Here is a 20,545-nt window from a genome sequence, read left to right on the forward strand (position 1 = left end):
CGTCCGAGACCGGCTCGGCGGCGGGTGTCGGGGGCTTCGGCGGCGGCAACGGCTCCAATACGGGCGGCGGCGGCGGCGCGGCTTTCGGCGGCGCGGTCTTCGTGCGCCAGGGCGGCACCCTCATCGTCCGCGGCAGCGGCACCATGACCGGCGGCACGGTGACCGGCGGCGCAGGCGCCGGCAACGGCGACGACGGCAAAGCGCTGGCAACCGGCATCTTCCTTCAGAATTCGACGGTCGAGTTCGACCCGGGCTCCGGCGACACCCAGACGATCAACGACGGTATCGGCGACGACACGGGCAACGGCTCAAGCCGGGGCTCCCTTGTGAAATCCGGCCTCGGCCGGACCGTCCTCAACGGTGCCAGCACGTATACCGGAAGCACCACCGTCAATGGCGGCACCCTCGCCGTGAACGGCTCGATAACGTCCGATGTGACGGTGAACTCCGGCGGCATCCTCTCCGGCACCGGCCAGGTCGGAGCCGTCTCACTCTATGGCGGCACGATCACGCCGGGCGGCTCCTCCATCGGAACGATGCGGGTGAACGGCAACTTCCTGATGGACAGCAACTCCACCTATACGGTGAATGTCGACGACGCGGGCAATAGCGACCTCATCGTCGTGACCGGCACCGTCGACCTGACGGGCTCCACCCTGGACGTGATGGCCCAGAACGGCGCCTACAGCACGAAGAACCGCTACACCGTGATCCGGAATGATGGGGTCGATCCCGTTACCGGGCAGTTCGGCAAGGTCAAGACCAACTACGCGTTCCTGGACCCGAAGGTGAATTACGCGGGCGGCAGCGGCAACGATGTCGTTCTCACCCTGGAGCGCAAGACCACGACCATTCCCAGAGCCCCGACGGGCGGTGGCGGCGGTTCTGGCGGCTCCGGCGGAAGCGGCGGCGGCTCCGGTGGTGGAGGCGGCGGTGGCGGTGGTGGTGGCACCACGACCTATCTGAGCTTCTGCTCCGTGGCCCAGACCTCCAACCAGTGCAACGTGGCGAAGACCCTCGACATCTTCCCGGACGGTGACGAGCTCTTCCTGAACGTCCTCTTCCAGACGGAAGAAGGCGCGCGGATGGCCTTCGACAACCTCTCCGGCGAGATCCACGCCAGCACCATCGGCGTCATCGCCAACGATGCCCGCTTCGTCCGCGATGCGGTGATGGGGCGCCTCATGCAGGCCGGCTATTACGCCCAGAACGGCGGCATCGGCCCTCTCGGTATTGGCGGCCCGCGCATTGCCACCATGTCCGGCCCAGGCGCACAGCCGAGCTATGACTACGGTTACAACGCGCCGCAATATCTGGCGCCGGCGAGCCAATCTCAGCCGGTTACCTTCTGGACCCAGGGCTACGGCTCCTGGGGCGACTTCTCCGGCAACAGGAACGCAGCCTCTGTCGACCGCAATCTCGGCGGCTTCGTCTCCGGCTTCGATGCGGATATCGGCGGCGGATGGCGGGCCGGTCTCGCGACAGGTGCCTCCTTCTCGGACCTGAGCGCAAACGCGCGCTACAGCACGGCCGAGGTGGAGAGCTACAATCTCGGCGGCTATCTCGGCGGCATGATGGGCAGCTTCGCCCTGCGCAGCGGCGCCATGTATGCCTGGCACGGCATCGAGACCTCTCGCCTGGCGGCCTTCCCCGGCTTCTACGAGAAGGAGAAGGCGGACTATAACGGTCACAGCTCGCAGGTCTTCGGCGAGGTCGCCTACCCTGTCTATCAGAACGACATCGCCTTCGAGCCCTTCGCGGGCCTGGCCTATGTCTCGGTCGACACGGACGGCTTCCGCGAAAGCGGAGCGCTCGCCGGCCTCCGCAGCAGCGGCGGCAGCCAGGACACGGGCTATTCCACCTTGGGCATGCGTGCAGCCGTGACCATGGATTGGGATGGCTGGCTGGTGACGCCCCGGGCCTCGATCGCCTGGCAGCACGCCTTTAGCGATCTCGACACCACTGCCAACCTCGCCTTCCAGAGCACGGGCCTCGGCTTCGGCGTGAACGGCGTCGTTCTGGCGGAGGATACCGCCCTGCTCGATCTCGGAATGGATTTCGCGCTCGGCAAAAATACCGAGGCCGGCATCTCGTATATCGGCCAGTTCGGCGATGGGGTCACGGATAACGGCGTGAAGGGCCAGTTCACCTGGCGCTTCTGATCACGTAGAAATTTAACCCTGCAAACTCAGGGCCGCTCGATCGAGCGGCCCTTTTTTTGTCGTGTGTCCCCGGATCACCGCCGAGGCGCAGGCTAATCCACCTTTTCGATGGCGATCCTGATCTGCGCCATCTCCGAAGCGCTGACCTGCAAGGTGACGGGCGCCGCCTCCAAGCTGAACCGCACGCTCTTGCGCAAGCCGGGACAATCCGCCGAGCCGGTATGATCGGTCGACGGAACCAGCGCACCGTTCTGCACCAGATCGATCCAGGCTGCGCCCGAAAGGCTGACCTGATAGGTCCCGCCCCGGGCGGGCGTGAAGCGGACGACCCCACCCTTAATTGACGCGTCCTCTTTGTCCCTCCCCCGCTCCGGCGGCCGGGCGAAATCGACATCGTCCTCGGCCACGAGCGCCAGCACGAAAGCGGCTGCCTCACCGCCCTCCAGGGTGCCGCCGGACCGCGCCACGGGAAGATCGTCGGCTTTCAGCCGCTTTTGCGTCTCCGCAAGCGACCATTTGAAATTCTCGCATCCCGGCGCACAGGCCTTCGCCACCGGAATGCTGAAGATCAGCGCGCAAAGCGCGAGTGCAACGATCCGCCCCATCAGAACCGCGCCCGCATCTTGGCGAAGAAGGCACGGCCCGCTTCCGGGAAGCCATCCTCCAGCTCGTAATTGTCATCGAGCAGGTTGGTCGCGCCCAAGGCCAGGGTGATCTCGTCGCTCGCCTGATATTCCGCCTCCAGATTCACCAGCGCGTAGGAGCCGAGCTTGCGGTAGTTCGGCGTGCGCGGCTGAGGTCCGGAGAGCAGCGAGCTCCCACTGGACGTGATCAGGCTGTAACGGTCGCTCGCCAGCTCGATATTGGGGGTGAGCGTCCACCGCTCCGTCGCCGCCCAGGAGAGATAGATGAACCCCTCATGCTGGGGCGTACCCTCGGGCCGCGGCCCGATCATCTCGTAATCGTAGTCGCGGTCCAGATAGGTGTAATTGCCGCCCACCGTCACCGTGGGGCTGACCTTCCAGTCGACCGAGAATTCGACTCCCTTATAGGTCCCGTCGACATTCTGGTTCTGGATGGCGCTCGAACCCCGGTCAGAGGTGAAGACCGGCTGGATGGAGTTTGAAAGGTCCGAATAGAAGAGCGCGCCGGAAACCTGAACCGAGCTGAACAACGTATCGCTCGCGCCGACTTCGTAGTTCACCGCCCTCTCCGGACCGAGATCGGGATTCGGCACGATCTGCCCGAACCGGGTCGAGAAACGTTCGAACATGGTGGGAAACCGCGTGCGGTCGGAAATGGTCGCGTGCAGCTTGCCGGTGTCGGAGTAGCTGTAGACCGCACCGCCCTGATAATCCCAGGCGCCCGTGGTGCTGGTCGGATAGTTGTAGACCCGGTCCGGCCCGCCGCTGGGCGGCTCGCCGTAATCCTCCGCGCTGACCACCTCGAGCTGGTTGAAAGCGACGCCGCCAATGAAGTCGAGGCGGCTCGTGGCATGGAAGGTATTCTCCGCCGCGAAAGACCATGTCTCCTCGACATTCTCCTGAACCGGCTCGACGAAGTCGGCTCCGCCCGGCGCATCGTGGGAATATTCCTGATGCTGATCCCGCCGGTAATGCACCGCCGTCTTGAAGCTGTTCTGAGGGATGAGGTCGGTGCCGAACTCGATCGAGCCGCCTTCCGCCTCATCGTTGTAGTAGCTGTCGAAGCTGCGGAAGCTCTCCTGCTGCCGGAAGGCGGGGTCGTCGTAGGACGAGAGCAGATTATCGAACGTGTTGTAGTACGCGTTGGTCTTCACATAGGAGGCCGAGCCCAGCTTGGTCTTGGAGAGCCAGGACAGACTCTGGGTGTCCCAGTAGAGCCAGTCCCAGAAGCGCGGGCCCTGCACCACCTGCCCCGCCACATGGAGCGGCGCGCTCTTCGCCCCCTGCTGGTTCGTGTAGTTGATGCTGTATTCGTCGGTCGCGTTGGGCGTGATGCCGACCTTGGCGTTGATGCGGTAATCCTCCGCATTGGAGTGGCCGCGCACGCCGCCATTCTCGTTCTCGATCAAGATCGGCGTGAAGTCGTCCGACAGGGTCCAGTGGTCCTGATCGCGCAGCGTCCCGCTGACCTGCGCGTAGTAATGCTTCTGCCTTGTGCCGCCATAGGCGTAGCCGGTCCAGGAATTGACCGTGTCGAAATCGCCGCCGAACTCGACACCGGCCCGTCCCTCTAGCTCCAGCGCCTTCGTGGGCTTGCGCGACACCATGTTGATGGCGCCGCCCATGCCGCCCGGTCCGTTCAGCACCGAGACATAGCCTTTCTGCACCTGAATCTCGGAAAGATCCGGCGTCAGGAAGCGGTTGAAATCAAGCCGATTATCGGCCGGCAGATAGATGCGAACGCCGTCGACATAGAGCGGCACCCGGTAACGGTTGAAGCCGCGTACATAGATGTCCCGTTCGTTCCGGCTGCCGCCCGTATTGTCTGTGGTCACACCAGGAACGATGCTCAGCGCCTGATCCAGCGTATTCTTGTTGTAGGTCCACATCGTCTCATTGGTGATCGTGCTGCCGCCGATCGAATCGAGCTGTCCCAGGGTGAACACACCGACGGCCCCTGCCCCGCTGCCGGTCACCGCGGGCGGAAGCACGACCGCCTCTTGGGCCTGCTCTTGGACCGCTTGAGGCGCGGACGCCGCCACCGCGTGACGCACCGGCGCGGGCGCCACAGGCGCGCTCCTCTCCGGCTGATCGCCGGTCACGACGATCGGCGGCAACACCGTCGCCTCGTCGGCCGTCACGTCGCCGCCGGATGTGAGCTCCTGATCCTCCGCCCAAGCCGCTGCTGGAATCGACGCAGCCACCATCGCAGCCGCAAAGGCTGCCCCTTTCACGTTCCCCATTAAATCCCCCGACGTCTTCCTGTCACATGCTATCGTTATATCTCTATGGATATTACGGAGGAACGCTATATACCGACTGATACAGCGAGTCCAGAGGAAGGAGCGAGCAAAAAGGACGACGGGATGCACCCCTGCTATAGTGCCGCCGCTTTGGGAGTTTGGATGGGGCGGAGCAGCGTGAGCGGGAAGCAGGGAGAATCGGCAGACACGGGCCAGCCGAGAACGGCGTCGGCAGGCACTGCGAAGTCTGGCCATGCGAAAGGCCAGAAGCCCTTTCCGCGCTTGCGCATTCCCATCGCAGACGGGCTCGTGCTCGGGCCGGGGAAGATCGAGCTTCTGGAAGCCATCGGTCGCACCGGATCGATCTCGGCCGGCGGACGCGAGATGGGCATGTCCTACCGGCGCGCCTGGCTGTTGGTCGATGCCCTGAACCGCATGTTCGCCAAGCCGCTCATCCTCACCGCCACCGGCGGCACGCGAGGCGGCGGTGCGCAGGTGACGGACGAAGGCCGCGCCGTCGTCTCAGCCTATCGCCGTGCCGAAGAGCGCACCAAGCCGTCATCCAGGAAGAACTGGCCGGATTGCCACTGAAATCCCGGAAGAGATAGACGTGCGGATCTCCTGAACACCCATCTGCGGACGACTCTCTCCCTCTCGCCCGACGACCGCTCGACTAGACTATTGCGTGTAACCGCGGCGCCTTCTACCGTCACATCCGGGGGTACGGGTATGACAGTAGATTTGCCCGAGTTCTTGGAGCGAGGTGAGCCGGCCCGGCTCATTCCAGTCGCCCATGCGAGCCAGAAGGAGCGCTCGGCCGCCTCCGTCTTCCTCGCCGCGCTGACCGTCGTCAGACCATTCGCGGAATCGGTGCTCGAGACCATCAGCAAATCGCTCGGCCGCCGGAGCTCCCTAGCCGCCTTCACGGAAGTCGTTTTCAAGGATTGTCCCGAAGAGGATCGATGCCGGCCGGATGGCCTCCTCGTTCTGACAACTCCAAGGAGCGAATGGCGGGCCGTCATCGAGGCGAAGATCGGTACCGGCAAGATCAGCGCGGAGCAGCTGACCCGCTACACCAAGCTGGCCGCCCACAACAAGATCGACGCCGTCATCACGATCTCGAATGAGCTGGCGGTCATGCCGGACCATCCGCCATACGAGATTCCCCCGAAGATCGGCGGGAAGGTCGAGGTGTATCACTGGTCATGGATGCGGCTGGTAACACTCGGCACGATGCTGCTCAGCCAAGCCGACGAGACCTTCGATCCGGAGCAGCATTTCCTCCTCAAGGAGGTGCTCCGCTATTTCTCTCACGAGAATGTCGACGTCCGCGGGTTCCATCAGATGAACCCGGAATGGCCGGGCCTGCTGGAGCGGATCCACTCCGGCGCAAATCTGCACAGGACGGACTCCGCCGTGCAGAAGACGGTGGCGGCCTGGCATCAGGAGCAAAGCGATCTCTGCCTGCTCCTGGCACGCAAGCTCCGTGTTCCGGTGAGCTTGAAGATGAAGAAATCCCATCGGAGCGATCAAGCCGCACGCGTAGAGGCAGACGCCGGCGAGCTCGTTGCGGAAAAGCGGCTGAGCGCGACGTTCGAGGTTCCCAATATCGCCGCCCCCATCGAGGTGACGGCCAATGCATTGAAACGGAACATCGTCTGCCAGATGAGCGTCGATGCGCCCGAGGATCGCAAGAAATACGAATCGCGCTTGAACTGGCTGCTCCGGCAGCTCCCCGAGGAAACCGAGGCGCGCATCGGCATCCACATCCGCTGGAAGAATGGCGGCAATTCGTTCGGCTGGCTGCCCGAGCTGAGGGCGGATCCGAAGAAGGCGGATATCGGCCGATCGGGCGCCGTGCCGAAATGCTTCGACGTGTTCACGGTCACCGATCTTGGACGAAAATTCTCCGGCACCAAGAATTTCATCGAGGAGCTGGAGACGGCGCTGCCGCAATTCTACGACAGCGTCGCGCGGCACATCCGGCCCTGGCAGCCCGGCCCCGCGGCAGGGCCGTTGGAAGGGGAAGAAACTCTCGCCGACACCGTCGAGAACCTGCCCAATCTAAAACCCGCTCCTCCCCGCCAGGTCGTGAGGCAGGGCGCTGCCGGAAACGGGCATTATCTCGTTTTCGCCGATGGCTCGATTGAAGTGGAGACGCCAAATGGGGTCCGCCTTTTCAAGAGCCTGGGTGAGTTGCTCTCGCATGCGAAACGGGGCTCCGCAGCAAATGGGCCATCGACTTGAGGCGGCGGAAACGACACGCCTAATAGTTCGCAGCCACGCCGAAAGCCTCCGGCGCATACATGCTCATCATCGGATCGTCCTCGAGCAGCACCTCGTCGTAGAGGCCGTAGCCGTTGAAACGACTCGCCGAAACCCGGCCGTAGGCGCCGAGCTGACCGAGCTCGATATAATCACCCTCGGCGATGTCGGCCGGCAGGCGGAACGGCCCCGGCATGTAGTCGATGCTGTCGCACGACGTGCCCCAGAGCTGGAAGTCCTGGCAAGCGCCGCCCAACTCGTACCCGTCCCGGAGGCCGCGCGCCGGGAAGGCCAGCCCGCCATAGATCTTCGCGCCCTCGAAGAGGCAGCCATAGATCCCGTCATTGATGTAGAGGCTGTCGCCACGGCGGGAGAGCACCTTCACCAGCAAGGATTCCGATTCCGCCACCAGCGCCCGGCCGGGCTCGCTGAGAAGCGTGCAATCCTCCAGCCCGAGCCTCGCCACTGCCTCGCGAAGCGTGTCCATGTAGACCGAGAGATGGGGCGGGTCGGCGAAGGGGTGCCGCGCGGGAAAACCGCCGCCGACATCGATGGAATCGACCGGCACACCCGCCTCTGCGATGACGTCCGATGCGAGCTGCAGGGCGCGCCCGTAGCTCTCCGGCGCCAGCGCCTGAGAGCCGACATGAAAGGAAAGGCCGACATGCTCGGCCGCTTGCCGCGCGAGGCGCAGCAGATGCACCGCGTCGTTCGGCGAGGCGCCGAACTTCCGGTCCAGCGGCATGACGCTGTCCTGATTCGGCACGGCGAGCCGGACATGGAGGTGGATGTCCTTCCTGCGGCCCGTCTCCTCGACGATCTTGGCGAGCTCGCTCTCCGTATCGAGCGAGAAACGGCGAACCCCGAACTCGTGATAGGCCCGAACGATCAGCGCCCGCGATTTCACCGGATGCATGAGATAGAGTTCCGCGCCGGGAAGTGGCGCGTAGGCTTCGATCTCGCTGAGCGAAGTGACGTCGAAGCAGCGCACGCCCGCGTCGTAAAGGGCGGCTTGGATGCGGGACGAATTGTTCGCCTTCACCGCATAGAGAACCTTGCCCGGGAAGTTGGCGAGCATCCATTCGGCGGCGCGCCTGGCTGCATGCAATCGCATGCACCGCACGGGGCGTTCCGGGGCGTATTCGCGCAGAAGCGCAGCCGCGCTGGCGTAGCGATCCATCTCTCGATCCATGAAATAAGCCCTTGAAATAGAGAAGCTTTGAAGAGCTTCCCCACCGGCGCCTGCGGGCATCCTTGGAAGGGGCTTGGGCGTGCGGCAGTGCGGTCCCGATTAGGGGAATCCCGCAGCCCTGTAAAGAGGATTGAAGGGCCTCGTCGCCGCGACCTGCGCTCGGTCGCCCCCGTGCCCGATCGGCGCGAAATTCACTCCGCCTTGGCGCTTACCCAGCGTTGTCCGCACGCGCCCTGAAGGGCCGTTTGGGCGCGCACGCTCACGAGGTCGTCGCCGTGGGGCAGCCCCCGCGCCGCGGCGAAGCGGCCATAGGCCTTCGTCGCAGCTTCGTTGCCCTCCCCGTCGATCGCCCCGTCATAGAGGCCGAGGGAGCTGAGGCAATCCTGCGCCCGCGCGATCTGCTCCATGCGCGAAGCCGGATCGACAGCCATCGGCGTTTTGACCCGAGGCTTGGACGCCACGTCAGATTGAGTGGCACCACCGCCCTGCCCGGATTTTTCCTTCGGCAATGCGCCGGTGGTCGAAGGCGCCGGAAGGGCCGAAGTCAGCCCGGCAGCGCCCGCTCCCGTCTTGTCCGCAAGTCCCGGCTCCATGGGAAGGCACTGGCCCCACTGCTTGCTGTAGCCCGCCTTGATGCAGATGCATTTGTCGAGCCCGCGGGAGTAGGTCCACGGATCGGCGCAATGGGTTTCCCCTGCCCGGGCGAGCCTGGTCATCCGATCCATAACGTTTTCGGCGCGGGAAACCGTCGGCGCCGTCAGCAAGGCAAAGCCGAGCGAAACTGCCGCCATCCCGCCGGAGACGAACACGCGCGAAACTCGCCTCGGCAATGAGAACCAGACCATGACTTACCCCCAACACGTCGCGTTAACGGTTTGTTAACGCTGACACTAGGGCAAAGCGCAGCCGACGCAAAGGGATGCGGCGGGGTCGAATTCGATGGGCGGGGGTCGCTATTTGGAATCAGAATCCGCGCTCGCACCGGTGTAGATCGGCAGGATCCCGATCTGGACCTTGGCCTCGGACGGCAAGGCATCCTGAAGCGCTGACCGCAGCGTCTCCGTCTTGCCGGATTTCTGCATGCCCTCAAGCGCGTCGTGGAGCCCGGTGAGCGGTGTCTCGGAGAAGATCACGACCCGGTGGATCGCACCGCCCGGACCGTTGCTCACCTGGAACATCTGATGGATGTGTCGGCGATTCTGAGGCTTGTCGGCCGCCTCTCCGTCCGCCGGCATGATAGGCACCACATTGCCGGCGGGCCCCAGGTCGAACACCGTGATCATAGGATACCGGCCAGGCAGGATCTCGACCTGCGCCCGTGCGCCTTGGGGCAGTCGGCCCGGTCCGCTTACGAGATCGAGAGGGACCGGCCCTTGCGCGGAGCGCGCCACGAGCCAGTTCAAGGCCGACCATTTGGCAAGCTCGTTCCCGAGCCCCTCCGCATCCACGCCGCTCGCCACCACCCCGCCGATCCGGTGGGTGAGCGTCTCGTCGGCGACGGACCAGATGAGTTCGGCCTCTTTCGGATCCTCGACAATCTCGACGTCGGGGAAATCGCCGATCACCGCCGCCTCGCCGCCCACGACGGCGAGCCGCAAAGGCATGTCTGCCGGTGGCGTTTCCGGGCTTGGCCTCGCGACGGGGAACAAGGTCAAAGGCTGCGAGCGGCGGGGAAGCACCTCGACCTCCTGCTGCCCCTCGGTGAGCGCGCCCACCACGAGCGGCAAGTAGACCGCAAGCTCGTGATCGCTGAGCTGACCGTCGGAATCCTCTTCGGCCGCGCCGGACAAGGCCTGGACGAAGGCCCAGCTCAACCCGCCCCGCACGGCATCGCCGATCCGGAGCTCCGGCACGGCCTTATCGCACCCCGAACCGTAGGCGAAGACGGCTTTGCTGAAGCCGTTTTCAGGACGCGTTGCCGAAGATGCCGATTCGCGCTTCGTCTCTTCCGATTGCCGCAAACGCACGAGGTCTTTGGGATAAGTCCGCTCAAGGGTGCCGCCGAAGCTGGCATCACCGATAAACAGCAGCTTCACCCCCTTGTCCTCCGCGTCCTGCGCCCATTCGAGCACAGCCTTGCGGGTGAGAGCGCTGCCATCGCCGAACAGATACTGCGGACCGTCCTCTCCCAGATCGCCCTTCCCGGCAAAGCTGAGCACGATGACGTCGCCGTAGTTCGCGCCGTCGAGAAGGGCCGTCCAGGCAGATCTCACTGAGGGGAGCTTGGCGTCCTTGCCGGTCAGGCTTTCGACCTTCGCCGCGCCGGCATCGTCGAGCCCGCCGGCGATGGCCTCCGCATCGGCGACCGCGCCCTGGAGATTGTCGCCGCCGTAATCGTCGACGCCGATCGCCAGACCGTAGGTCGCCGCGTTCGCCGCGGCCGCGCCCACCGGCAAGGCGGCGAGCACGACGGCGGCGAAAGCGAAAGATCGGAAGAGCATCATCATGTGGCGCTCGAGGCGCCCGGTTCAGTTAGCCGCCATCAGCTAGCCGCCATGGGCATACAAATGGTCCAGCAATGCCGGCGACGGCGTACCGGTGACCGGGAGGCCATAGGCATACTGGTAATTGCGGATCGCGCTGCTCGTCCCCGGACCCATGACACCGTCTACCGGCCCCGGACGATAGCCGAGGCGCGTCAGCGCGGCCTGGGTGTCGGCCACCATCTGGCCGCCATAGCCCCGCCGGGGCGGACCGTAGGCCGGAGGCGGCGGAGGCGGCGCAGCGTAAGCCCGCCGATTGTTCTCCCGCTCGATCGCGCCGAGCGCCAGACCGGCGCCCGCACCGATTGCGGCGCCCTTGCCGATACCATCGCCGCCGCCGGCGACACCGCCGATCACGGCCCCGACGACACCGCCTTGCACGCCCCGTTTCAGGATCTGCGCCGAGGCGGCATTCGGCGCGAGCAATCCAGCCAGCGCGAACGCCATAGCGACCAGGGAAGCCAGCTTCGCAAAGCCTGCAAAGCCGGGGAAAGATGAAGCAGCATTGTTCATTGCCGCTCTTCTCATATCTGCACTCCTTCTAAGCGAACCGGAGCCCCCGCGCGCTTCGCGCGTTCACCCCGTCCTCCTCGGCATTGGCAACGTAAGTCCGGCACCTCGCCAATGCTAGAGCATCGAGAGGCGCATCGCGAAGCGGCCTGCGCCGCTACGGCATGGGAATTCCGTCTTCCCGTTCGGGGACGTTCCAGCCGCGCTGCACCGCAGGGCGTTTTGCGATCTCCTGGTACCAGCGCACGACATTGGGATAGTTTTGTGGCTCGATCCCCTGGATCGGATAGCGCGCGGCCCAGGGCCATATCGAGATATCGGCGATCGAGTAGTCTCCCGCCACGTAGGGACGGTCGGCGAGCCGCTTGTCGAGCACGCCCCACAACCGCTGCGCCTCCTTGCCGTAACGCACCTCGGCGTATTCCGCCTTGCCGGGATTGTAATGCAGGAAATGATGCGCCTGGCCGAGCATGGGACCGAAGCCGCCCATCTGCCACATCAGCCACTGCATCACCTCCCATTTCGCCGGGCTCTCCTGGGGCCAGAACTTTCCCGTCTTCTCGGCGAGGTAGAGCAGGATCGCGCCGGACTCCATCAGCGAAAGATCGTTCTCCGTATCCACGATGGCGGGGATCTTGTTGTTGGGCGAGATCGCGAGGAAGACGGGATCGAATTGCTCGTCCTTCAGGATATTGACCGAGTGGACGGTATAAGGGAGCCCGACCTCCTCCAGCATGATCGAGACCTTCTGCCCGTTCGGCGTTCCCCACGTATAAAACTCGATCATTCCGTCTCCTTTCTGTTCGATTCCGGCTCTTTCGATCCGGTGCGCCGCCGGCCTCTTTCGGCCACCGCTTTTCAGGCGACACCGGCCGCCTTCATGAAGCCTTCACCCATCGGCCCCGATCTCGCCCAGAACCTGTCGCCGGCTTGCCATAGCCGCGCGGTATGAAGGGAGAAGGCCAGCGATTTGCAAAATCGGAAATCGCGAAATCGAGGAAGGAAGCGTCATGTTGAACCAAGCAGCGGTCGAATACGACCCTCTAGATGCACCACTCCCGCGTCTGGCATGCGCGCGCTTCGGAATCTCCTTCACCCCGAAGCCGAACACGGCCCTCGCCGCCTTCGGCCGGTCCTGGTTCGGCTATGCCGGCGCCTCCACCTATCATGCCTTTTCCGGCGCCGGGCTCAGCAGCCGGGGCGGCGCCAAGGTGCCCGCCATGCCGGGGCATTACGCCGGTCTTCATGCCACCCTGAAGGCGCCTTTCATGCTCCGCAGAGGCAAAGGTCCCGATGCCTTGCGCAGCCGCCTGAAGGAGTTCGCCAAGCGCCGCAAGCCTGTCGCGACGGGGCCGCTCGATCTCGCCCGCGAAGGCCGTTTCCTGGTGCTGCGCGCGAAGCAGGAAAATCCGGCTCTCGATTGGCTGGCGATCCAGGTCGTCAGCGGATTCGACGGCTTCGCCGACGAAAGCCAGCCCGTTCGCGAGGACGCCGAGACCGATCGCCTCAACCCCTATCAGCGGCTGCTGCTGGGAAGCTTCGGCGACATCAACGTGATGAGCGAGTTCCGCTTCTCGCTTCGGCTGACCGGCCCCATGGAGCCGGCCCAGATCGAGCGGGTCGCGGAGGCGCTTTTGCCGGTGCTGGAGAGGATCTGCGCCGAAGGCATCGAAATCGATGCCTTGTCCCTGCTGGGCGATCCCGGCGGTAGATCACCCCTGCGGCTTCTGAAGCGGTACCCCCTCGCGGGCTGACCACAGTTCTGACACAGCCATAACGGATGCTCCATGTTGGCTGGGGTTATGGACGGGGGTCCGAAACATGCCGGATTACGGTGAAATACTCGCTTTCTTGGCGGCAAATCCGCCCTGCCTGGAAGCCGAGCGCGAACTTCATGCCTCCCTGCTCGAACTGCTAGCCCAATGCCTTCGGTCGGAGCAGGCCGTGAGCGACGAGCCGCCTGAAAGTTTCGGGATGGCCGACACGGATGCCGACGAGGACGCGCCCTCCGAAATCTTCGAAGCCTTCGCCAGCCGGCATAGCAGGACCGGCAAGGTCCACTAGGGCTCTGCCTTCCGGCACCTTCCCATAGAAGAATCAGGAGCCGGGCTTCGGCTCCTTGGTAAGTTCGTGATAGGCCTCGCGGGCTTTGCGGATATTCGTCTTCGGCCAATCCTTGAAATAGACCAGCGACGTTCCACTGGCGAAGCAATAGAGCTTTCCGTCCTCGTCACGCCAGTTGAGGGAGCAGTCGGCCTTGATCAGATCGCCCGCCATGAGCCCGACGGGATCGTAGCTATCGAACTCGCCCTTCACGCCGTGGGGAACGACCGCTTTCCAGATGCCCGTATCCGTGGAGCGCACCTTCGGCGGCTTGGGATAGTCGGTCTTGTTGTCGAGGATCTCGTAATGATGGGAGCCGCTATCGGTCGCCTGTCCGGCGTCCGGCGCCAGCGCGTTGTCGGTCGTGCCCGCATGGGCCGAGAGCCCCCCTGCCATCACCAGCATGCACGCGGCCGCCGAATAAAGCCCGATCCGATTCAGCTTCGATAACGTCATATCCGTCTCCCAATACCTCCCCTATAGGAGGCGTATCCGGGAGCGGATTACAAGGGTAGGACCGCGATCCGCACGACGGCCAAACGCCTCAGGACTGAGGACGCCTGTTCTCCGACAAGGTGATCCACGCCTTCCGCGCCTTCTCGACATTGGTGCGCGGCCATTCCTGGAAATGCACCAAGGAAGAGTTGCTGGCGAAGCAGTAGACCCGGCCGGCGTCGTCCTGCCAGCTGATGGAGCAGTCGGCCTTGATGAGGCTGCCGGCGATCAGCCCGATCGGATCGTAGCTGTCGAACTCGCCGTTCACATCCTTCGGCACGTAATGGGTCCACATCCCGCCGTCGACGCCCGAATGCATGGCGTAACGCTCAAGTGCGGCCGATTCGACGCGTTTCAGCTCGCCGGCCGAGGCTCCCTGGAAGGCGGCTCCGAGGGCGGAGCCAAGAAGAGCCATACTCAAAAACCAGATCTTGCGGTTTTTCATAGCAGCCTCTCTTTCGGGCGGGACGCTCCGTGATCGGAAAACCCGCCAAGAATGTTGCACTGCAATAGAAATGATGCGCCTTTTTTGGCGCCGCGCAAGTGGTCAGCCCCTCCAAAACATTCGAGAAAACAAACCTATAGATTGATAGGTCAGGCTTATTGACCTAAAAGTGCAACAATATTAGGTGCATAGCAGCATGGACCTCATGCACGTTGGCCACGCCGATGTGGCGTCGCGGCAACAGGTCGCGCCCCTTGGAATGGGCAAAAAGAGAAGGCAAAGTCCGGCCCATGACAGAGCAGACCATGAAGATCGCGTGGATCGGGCTTGGGGTGATGGGGTTTCCCATGGCCGCCCATATCAGGAAGGCCGGCTACGAGGTCACCGTCTATAACCGCACGGCGAACACTGCCCAGCGCTGGGTCGAAGCCCATGGCGGTACCGCGGCACCAACCCCAAAAGAGGCGGCGCAGGGTGCCGATATCGTGCTCGCCTGCGTCGGCAACGACGACGACCTTCGCCAGGTGACCCTTGGAGACGACGGCGCGTTTCATGGTCTGGGCGCAGGCGCAATCTTCGTCGATCACACCACCGCCTCAGCCGAGATCGCCCGCGAGCTTGCCGCAGCGGCCAAGTCGAAGGGGGCTGGCTTTCTCGACGCGCCCGTCTCAGGCGGTCAGTCCGGCGCGGAGAACGGCGCTCTCACCGTGATGATCGGTGGCGAGGACGCCGATTTCGACCGGGCAAAGCCGGTCATCGACACCTACGCCAAGCAGGCAACCCTAATCGGCCCCGCCGGGTCGGGCCAACTCACCAAGATGGTCAACCAGATCTGCATCGCCGGCCTCGTTCAGAGCCTCTCGGAGGCGCTCCATTTCGCCGAGCGTGCCGAGCTCGACATTCCGAAGGTGATCGAAACCATCTCCAAGGGCGCCGCCCAATCCTGGCAGATGGACAATCGCTGGGAGACCATGGTCGAAGGCGAGTTCGAGTTCGGATTCGCCGTCGATTGGATGCGGAAGGATTTCGCCATCCTGCTCGACGAGGCCCGCCGCAACGGCGCCCAGCTCCCCGTGGCCGCTCTGGTCGATCAGTTCTACGCCGATGTGCAGAAGATGGGGGGCGGGCGCTGGGATACCTCCAGCCTAATCGCCCGTCTGACGCGAGACTAGCGCCTAGGCCGGCTCGGGCACCGCGTAGGCGAGCGGCAGCGACGTGGTGAACTTGATCTGCTCCATGGCGAAGGCGGAGCTCACCTCGGTCAGCTCAATCTGGGAGATCAGCTTCTTATAGAACGCGTCGTAATGCTCGATGTCCGGCACCACGACCCGCAGCAGATAATCGACCTCCCCGCTCATCCGGTAGAACTCGACGATCTCCGGGAACGCGCTCAGTACGCCGTGGAACTGGTCCAACCAGTCCTGGGCGTGATGGCTCGTGGTGATCGAGACGAACACCGTGACCCCGACATTGACCTTCTTCGGATCCAGCACCGCCACCCGGCGCTGGATCACGCCATTCTCCTCGAGCTTCTGAATCCGCCGCCAGCACGGGGTGGTCGACAGCCCGATTCGCTTGCCGATCTCTGCCACAGGAATCGTGGCATCTTCTTGCAGGATCTCCAGGATCTTGCGGTCCATTCTGTCGAGGGTCATTGCGAAAAGCCGATAAATATTTCTCAGATACCCTGGAAATAGACCCAACTTGCGCAAATGAAAAGGCAAATCGGGCCGTCGCATAGATTATTATTCTAAACGGGGGAGACGCTAAAGGAGCGCCCTAACCTCCTGCCGGAGCACCGGCAGAAGCTCCTCCTCGAACCAGAGGTTCCGCTTCAGCCACGCATTGTTACGCCAGGACGGATGCGGGAGAGGTAAGTAGCGCCGCCGCCCTTCCCCCCGATCCAGATGCTCCCGCCAGGCCAGCATCGTCTCCTGAAGCGTCTTCCCCGCGGCATCCTTCAGATGCCAGTTCTGCGCGTACGAGCCAACGACCAGGATCAGCTCCAGCTGCGGCAGGGCGTCGAACACACGCTCATGCCAAAGCCCGGCGCATTCCCGGCGCGGCGGCAGGTCTCCGCCCTTGGCGTCCTGCCCCGGGAAGCAGAAGCCCATGGGGACGATGGCGACCTTGCGCTCGTCGTAGAATTCCTCCGGCGTGACGCCCATCCACTCGCGAAGCCTGTTTCCAGATGGATCTGTGAAAGGCTTGCCGGAGGCATGCACGCGCGTGCCCGGCGCCTGGCTGCACACGCCGATCCGCGCCGTAGCGCTGGCCCGCAGAACGGGCCGCGGCTCATGGGGAAGCGGCCGCCGCACGGACGATCCAACGCAATGTCGGCATTTCCTGATCTCGGTCAGGAGCCGTTCGAGTTCGGCGCTTTCCGGTGTCATCTCGACTATCGTGCGATCCCGCTTTCAGGGATCAACGCGCGACCTTAAAGATCGATCGCCATGCCGTCCTCGGCCACGATATAGCGATCGCCATCCACCGAGCCGGCATGGTCCATCATCTGCTGCCCCATATGGGTCAGCATGATCGTCTTTGCACCCAGCGCCGCGAAATTCGCATCGATCGTCTTGAAGTCGAGATGGACCGGGTTGGGCTCATCGAACTGATAGGCCTCGCAGATGAAGAGGTCCGCGCCCTTCGACGCCTTCGAAAGATTTTCGGTCCACGTCGTGTCGCCGCTGAAGGCGAGAACCTTGCCGCCAGCCTCGAAACGCAGCGCGTAAGGCGGAGCGCCCGACGGATGCTCGACCTCGTAGCCGGTGACCTTCACCCCATGTTCGGTGATCGGCGCCCCCTCCTCGAACTCGACGAACTGCAGATCGTATGCCCGCTCCCGCTCCGTAGCGCCGGGATAGAGCGCTTCGGCGGCCGTGATGAAGCGCTCCTCGAGCCCTTTTGGTCCGACGATGGTCAACGGCGTCTCCCGTCCGCTGCGGTGGTTCGCATCGATCAGCAGCCATGGCAGCCCGCCGAAATGGTCCCCATGGAGATGGGTGATGTAGACCGTGTCGATGTCGTTCGGGGCCAGACCGAACCGCTGCAGGCCAATCAGGCTCGACGCACCGCAATCGATCAGGAAGCAGCTCTTCTTCGTACGCACATGAAAGCACGTATTCAGCCGACCGCCCGATCCGAAGGCGTCACCACACCCCACAACGGTCAAATGCATTCTCGTCTCCAAAATCGAGCCATCTCCAATATGGAGCCGGCACGGACTTCAAATACGGGTCCGCCGGATGCCCGGCGCGTCCACGGACGGTATGACACGGCTTGAGCGCGAAAACGAGACGTGCCAGCCCGGCGCGAAAGTAAACGCCGCGTTAGGGATTTTCACCCCATAGTTCGCAATAGATTTGCGGCAACTCCTGGCCAGGCCGCTGGCCGGGAGCTTTTGGGGTGCTTTTTCGTGTCAGTCTCGATTCGTCCTGCGAAGGCGTAGCGGCCATGAGTGTAACCGCGTCAGCCGAAAACCGCGCAGCCGCCACGCTGCCGCCAACGCCAAGCGCCGGTCCTCGCGCAGCGTTCAGGAAGCGCGCGAGAAGCTGACCTACAAGAGCGGCTTCAAGCCGGAATTCGACTACGACCTGCTGCTGATGTTCGTGAAGAACGAGCTCGCAGCCGCCCTTACCACGCCGCTCCTCGCCATCATCGTCGCCATGGGCATGATGTTCTGGGCACCGGTCATGCCGCTGATCTACTGGCTCGGCATGGTCTTCGTGTCCAAGGCCATCCTGCTCATCCTCTGCCGCCAGTTCGCCAGGACGGTGAAGGGAGAGGCCGACACGACCATGTGGCGGGCCAAGATCACCGCCGCCGAGTTCTTCTATGGCGTCTGCTGGGCGAGCGTCGTGTTCGTGAACGCAGACACCCAGAGCGAGTCCGCCCACACCTTCATCTTTGCCTCGGTGCTCGTGGTCATCTCGATGCGCATGCTGTTCGCATCGACCAACATGTCCATCGTCTACGCCGGCACCCTGCCCATGACGGCGGCGCTGGTGATCCGGTTTGTGCTGCTCGACAATCCCTTCTACTGGGCCATGGCGGCCATGGCGGTGGGCGTGCACATCTACTTCATCTGGCTGATGAACGGGGTGAACAGCACGGTGCTGGCCATGCTCGAGTTCCGCGCCGAGAAAGATGCGCTGATCGCCGAGCTGGAACAGTCGAAGGCGATCTCCGACGACGCGCGCTTCCGCGCCGAGGAGGCGAACGTCGCCAAGTCGCGTTTCCTCGCGACCATGAGCCACGAGCTGCGGACCCCGCTCAACGCCATCCTCGGCTTTTCGGAGATCATGCGCGCCGAGATCATGGGGCCGCACTCGAACCCATCCTACAAGGAATACGCCAACGATATTCACCGCAGCGGCCAGCATCTTCTCAATCTGATCAATGAGGTGCTGGACATCAGCCGGATCGAGTCCGGCCGCTACCAGCTGCACGAATCCGCCGTGGCGCTGACCAATATCGTGGAGGATTGCCACCGGCTGATGCGGGTGCGCGCAGAGAACAAGGGCCTCAAGATCAAAGAGGTCTTCGCCCCCGACCTGCCCGAGCTTTGGGCCGATGAGAGGGCCATGCGCCAGATCTGCCTCAACCTGCTCTCCAACGCCATCAAGTTCACGCCGACCGGCGGGACCGTGACGTTGACCATCGGGGAGACGGAGTCCGGCGGTCAGTCCTTGAGCGTGCGCGACACAGGTCCGGGCATTCCCGAGCACGAGATTCCGCGCGTCCTGCAGAGCTTCGGCCAGGGCTCCCTGGCCCATGAAACGGCGGAAGGCGGAACCGGGCTGGGTCTGCCGATCACCAAGGCCCTGACGGAGCTTCACAACGGAAACTTCGAGCTGAAGAGCAAGCTGCGATACGGCACCGAGGTCACCATTACCTTCCCCCGCTCGCGTCTGGCGGAGGCCCTGCCCCGCATCCAGGAGCCGGGCGAAAGGCCCCCGGAAGAGGAAGACGAGAGCCCACCGGCAGCACAAGAGGCGGGCTCGCGGCCTTGGCTCTGGCAGCAGCACGCAAGGCGGTCGGCCTAGCGTTCACCGGAACGTGCCATGCACGGCCGCGTTGTGCTCACCAGCTTCAGCCCTTACATACGGGAGCGGCAGGCGCCAGGGCGCCTGGCCGGACTATGAGTGCGGCCGCTCGTGGAGTACGTGCTCTGAATCGTCCTCCGCAAGAACCGCCCACGCGAACCGCCGTCACATTCGGCGAGCCTCCCTGCAACCGACAGAGTGACCGCCTTTGTCCACCTGGATCGCCCTCTTCATTCTCGCCTTCGGCGCCATCCTGCTCTTGAGCGATTCGACCAAGGAGGTGGCGAGTCTCGACGCGGAAAGCTTCGGCTACGTCGTGATCAGCCTGGCGCTTCTGATCTTCCTGGGTGGCGGAATATTCGCCCGCTATGGCGGCAAGGCCGGTGCGATGGTGCGCGATCTGGTGACCTGGGCAGCCCTCGGCCTGGCTCTGGTGACCGTTTACACCTACCGCGACGATCTCTTGCCCATGGCCGACCGCGTGATGGGCGAGCTGATGCCGGGTAGAGGCGTGGTCATCGAGGAGACGGCCAGCGGGCGCCCGGAGGTGAAGCTGCGCAAGCGCCTGGGCGGGCACTTCACCGCTATGGTCGATGTCGAGAACACGCCCATCTCCATGATCGTCGACACCGGCGCCACGACCGTGGTGCTGCGCGCCGAGGACGCCAAGGATATCGGCATCGACACCAGCGAGCTCCGCTACAACATCCCCGTCCTTACCGCGAACGGCAAGACGCTGGCCGCCCGGGTGCGCCTCGGCGAGGTCGCCATCGGCCCCCTCAAGCTGGAGAACGTCGCCGCCCTCGTTGCACGCAAAGGGAGCCTTTCGGAGAGCTTGCTCGGTATGAGTTTCTTAAGCCGCCTTCGCTCATATGAATTTTCCGGCAACTACCTGACCTTGCGCGGCTAGCCTGAACCCGAAGAACGCCGCCGCGCCAACCCCGCGGAGACGGCT

At 63.9% G+C, this 20,545-nt stretch carries 20 protein-coding genes; 8 read left to right on the top strand and 12 right to left on the bottom strand.

Going from position 1 to position 20,545, the window contains the following annotated elements; all coding sequences use genetic code 11:
* The coding region (locus A7A08_RS09860) for an autotransporter family protein (protein ID WP_141693933.1) at positions 1 to 2,162 on the top strand (2,162 nt) is incomplete at its 5' end.
* Positions 2,163 to 2,254: 92 nt separating this feature from the next.
* Here A7A08_RS09860 and A7A08_RS09865 read toward each other — a convergent pair.
* Both A7A08_RS09865 and A7A08_RS09870 read right to left on the bottom strand, forming a co-directional pair.
* Positions 2,255 to 2,767: a hypothetical protein gene (locus A7A08_RS09865; protein WP_069095338.1), complete on the bottom strand. Its 513-nt coding sequence runs from the start codon at positions 2,765 to 2,767 to the stop codon at positions 2,255 to 2,257.
* Positions 2,767 to 5,049 carry a TonB-dependent receptor plug domain-containing protein gene (locus A7A08_RS09870; protein ID WP_245290877.1) on the bottom strand — a complete coding sequence of 761 codons (2,283 nt, stop codon included), beginning with the start codon at positions 5,047 to 5,049 and terminating at the stop codon, positions 2,767 to 2,769. The genes A7A08_RS09865 and A7A08_RS09870 overlap by 1 nt, the downstream gene beginning before the upstream one ends.
* 162 nt (positions 5,050 to 5,211) lie before the next feature.
* Between A7A08_RS09870 and A7A08_RS09875 the strand changes: the two genes are divergently transcribed.
* Together A7A08_RS09875 and A7A08_RS09880 are read left to right on the top strand one after the other, a co-directional pair.
* Positions 5,212 to 5,640: a winged helix-turn-helix domain-containing protein gene (locus tag A7A08_RS09875; RefSeq protein WP_083226651.1), complete on the top strand. Its 429-nt coding sequence runs from the start codon at positions 5,212 to 5,214 to the stop codon at positions 5,638 to 5,640.
* Between the two features lie 138 nt (positions 5,641 to 5,778).
* Complete coding sequence (locus tag A7A08_RS09880) at positions 5,779 to 7,296, top strand: hypothetical protein (RefSeq protein ID WP_069095339.1); 1,518 nt, start codon at positions 5,779 to 5,781, stop codon at positions 7,294 to 7,296.
* 19 nt (positions 7,297 to 7,315) lie between these two features.
* On the opposite strand, the gene A7A08_RS09885 is transcribed toward A7A08_RS09880, so the two are convergent.
* From A7A08_RS09885 to A7A08_RS09905, 5 genes are all read right to left on the bottom strand, one after another.
* Positions 7,316 to 8,506, bottom strand: a complete 1,191-nt coding sequence (locus tag A7A08_RS09885) for a type III PLP-dependent enzyme domain-containing protein (RefSeq protein ID WP_245290878.1) — start codon at positions 8,504 to 8,506, stop codon at positions 7,316 to 7,318.
* A gap of 191 nt (positions 8,507 to 8,697) precedes the next feature.
* Positions 8,698 to 9,351 carry a hypothetical protein gene (locus A7A08_RS09890; RefSeq protein ID WP_141693934.1) on the bottom strand — a complete coding sequence of 218 codons (654 nt, stop codon included), beginning with the start codon at positions 9,349 to 9,351 and terminating at the stop codon, positions 8,698 to 8,700.
* 108 nt (positions 9,352 to 9,459) lie between these two features.
* Positions 9,460 to 10,953, bottom strand: a complete 1,494-nt coding sequence (locus A7A08_RS09895; protein WP_069095342.1) for a caspase family protein — start codon at positions 10,951 to 10,953, stop codon at positions 9,460 to 9,462.
* 39 nt (positions 10,954 to 10,992) lie between these two features.
* A complete protein-coding gene (locus A7A08_RS16545) occupies positions 10,993 to 11,502 on the bottom strand; it encodes a peptidoglycan-binding domain-containing protein (protein WP_069095343.1) in 510 nt (169 codons plus the stop codon).
* A 154-nt stretch (positions 11,503 to 11,656) separates the two neighbouring features.
* Positions 11,657 to 12,286, bottom strand: coding sequence for a glutathione S-transferase N-terminal domain-containing protein (locus A7A08_RS09905; RefSeq protein ID WP_069095344.1), 630 nt, complete (start codon positions 12,284 to 12,286; stop codon positions 11,657 to 11,659).
* A gap of 223 nt (positions 12,287 to 12,509) precedes the next feature.
* On the opposite strand from A7A08_RS09905, the gene A7A08_RS09910 reads away from it, so the two are divergent.
* Together A7A08_RS09910 and A7A08_RS16300 are read left to right on the top strand one after the other, a co-directional pair.
* Entirely contained in the window at positions 12,510 to 13,253 is a 744-nt protein-coding gene (locus A7A08_RS09910; RefSeq protein WP_069095345.1) for a DUF1045 domain-containing protein, read from the top strand.
* Positions 13,254 to 13,320: 67 nt separating this feature from the next.
* Positions 13,321 to 13,563: a hypothetical protein gene (locus A7A08_RS16300; RefSeq protein WP_069095346.1), complete on the top strand. Its 243-nt coding sequence runs from the start codon at positions 13,321 to 13,323 to the stop codon at positions 13,561 to 13,563.
* 33 nt (positions 13,564 to 13,596) lie between these two features.
* On the opposite strand, the gene A7A08_RS09920 is transcribed toward A7A08_RS16300, so the two are convergent.
* Positions 13,597 to 14,058: a hypothetical protein gene (locus tag A7A08_RS09920; protein WP_069095347.1), complete on the bottom strand. Its 462-nt coding sequence runs from the start codon at positions 14,056 to 14,058 to the stop codon at positions 13,597 to 13,599.
* An 88-nt stretch (positions 14,059 to 14,146) separates the two neighbouring features.
* Positions 14,147 to 14,512, bottom strand: a complete 366-nt coding sequence (locus A7A08_RS09925; protein WP_141693935.1) for a hypothetical protein — start codon at positions 14,510 to 14,512, stop codon at positions 14,147 to 14,149.
* 320 nt (positions 14,513 to 14,832) lie between these two features.
* Here A7A08_RS09925 and A7A08_RS09930 point away from each other — a divergent pair, with 320 nt between their 5' ends.
* Complete coding sequence (locus tag A7A08_RS09930; protein WP_245290879.1) at positions 14,833 to 15,714, top strand: NAD(P)-dependent oxidoreductase; 882 nt, start codon at positions 14,833 to 14,835, stop codon at positions 15,712 to 15,714.
* A gap of 3 nt (positions 15,715 to 15,717) precedes the next feature.
* Here the strand turns inward: A7A08_RS09930 and A7A08_RS09935 are convergent, their stop codons facing one another.
* The 3 genes from A7A08_RS09935 to A7A08_RS09945 all read right to left on the bottom strand — a co-directional run bounded on the left by A7A08_RS09935 (position 15,718) and on the right by A7A08_RS09945 (position 17,723).
* Positions 15,718 to 16,197, bottom strand: coding sequence for an Lrp/AsnC family transcriptional regulator (locus tag A7A08_RS09935; RefSeq protein WP_069095349.1), 480 nt, complete (start codon positions 16,195 to 16,197; stop codon positions 15,718 to 15,720).
* Positions 16,198 to 16,308: 111 nt separating this feature from the next.
* The gene (locus tag A7A08_RS09940; protein WP_069095350.1) at positions 16,309 to 16,935 is read right to left on the bottom strand and encodes a uracil-DNA glycosylase family protein; all 627 of its coding nucleotides are present in this window, start codon (positions 16,933 to 16,935) and stop codon (positions 16,309 to 16,311) included.
* 44 nt (positions 16,936 to 16,979) lie between these two features.
* Positions 16,980 to 17,723, bottom strand: a complete 744-nt coding sequence (locus A7A08_RS09945; protein WP_069095351.1) for an MBL fold metallo-hydrolase — start codon at positions 17,721 to 17,723, stop codon at positions 16,980 to 16,982.
* A gap of 184 nt (positions 17,724 to 17,907) precedes the next feature.
* On the opposite strand from A7A08_RS09945, the gene A7A08_RS17165 reads away from it, so the two are divergent.
* Both A7A08_RS17165 and A7A08_RS09955 read left to right on the top strand, forming a co-directional pair.
* Positions 17,908 to 19,590 carry a sensor histidine kinase gene (locus A7A08_RS17165; RefSeq protein WP_069095352.1) on the top strand — a complete coding sequence of 561 codons (1,683 nt, stop codon included), beginning with the start codon at positions 17,908 to 17,910 and terminating at the stop codon, positions 19,588 to 19,590.
* A 208-nt stretch (positions 19,591 to 19,798) separates the two neighbouring features.
* Positions 19,799 to 20,500, top strand: a complete 702-nt coding sequence (locus tag A7A08_RS09955) for a retropepsin-like aspartic protease family protein (protein ID WP_069095353.1) — start codon at positions 19,799 to 19,801, stop codon at positions 20,498 to 20,500.
* Positions 20,501 to 20,545: the final 45 nt, after the last annotated feature.

Source organism: Methyloligella halotolerans, assembly GCF_001708935.1.
In the GTDB taxonomy this organism is placed as follows: domain Bacteria; phylum Pseudomonadota; class Alphaproteobacteria; order Rhizobiales; family Methyloligellaceae; genus Methyloligella; species Methyloligella halotolerans.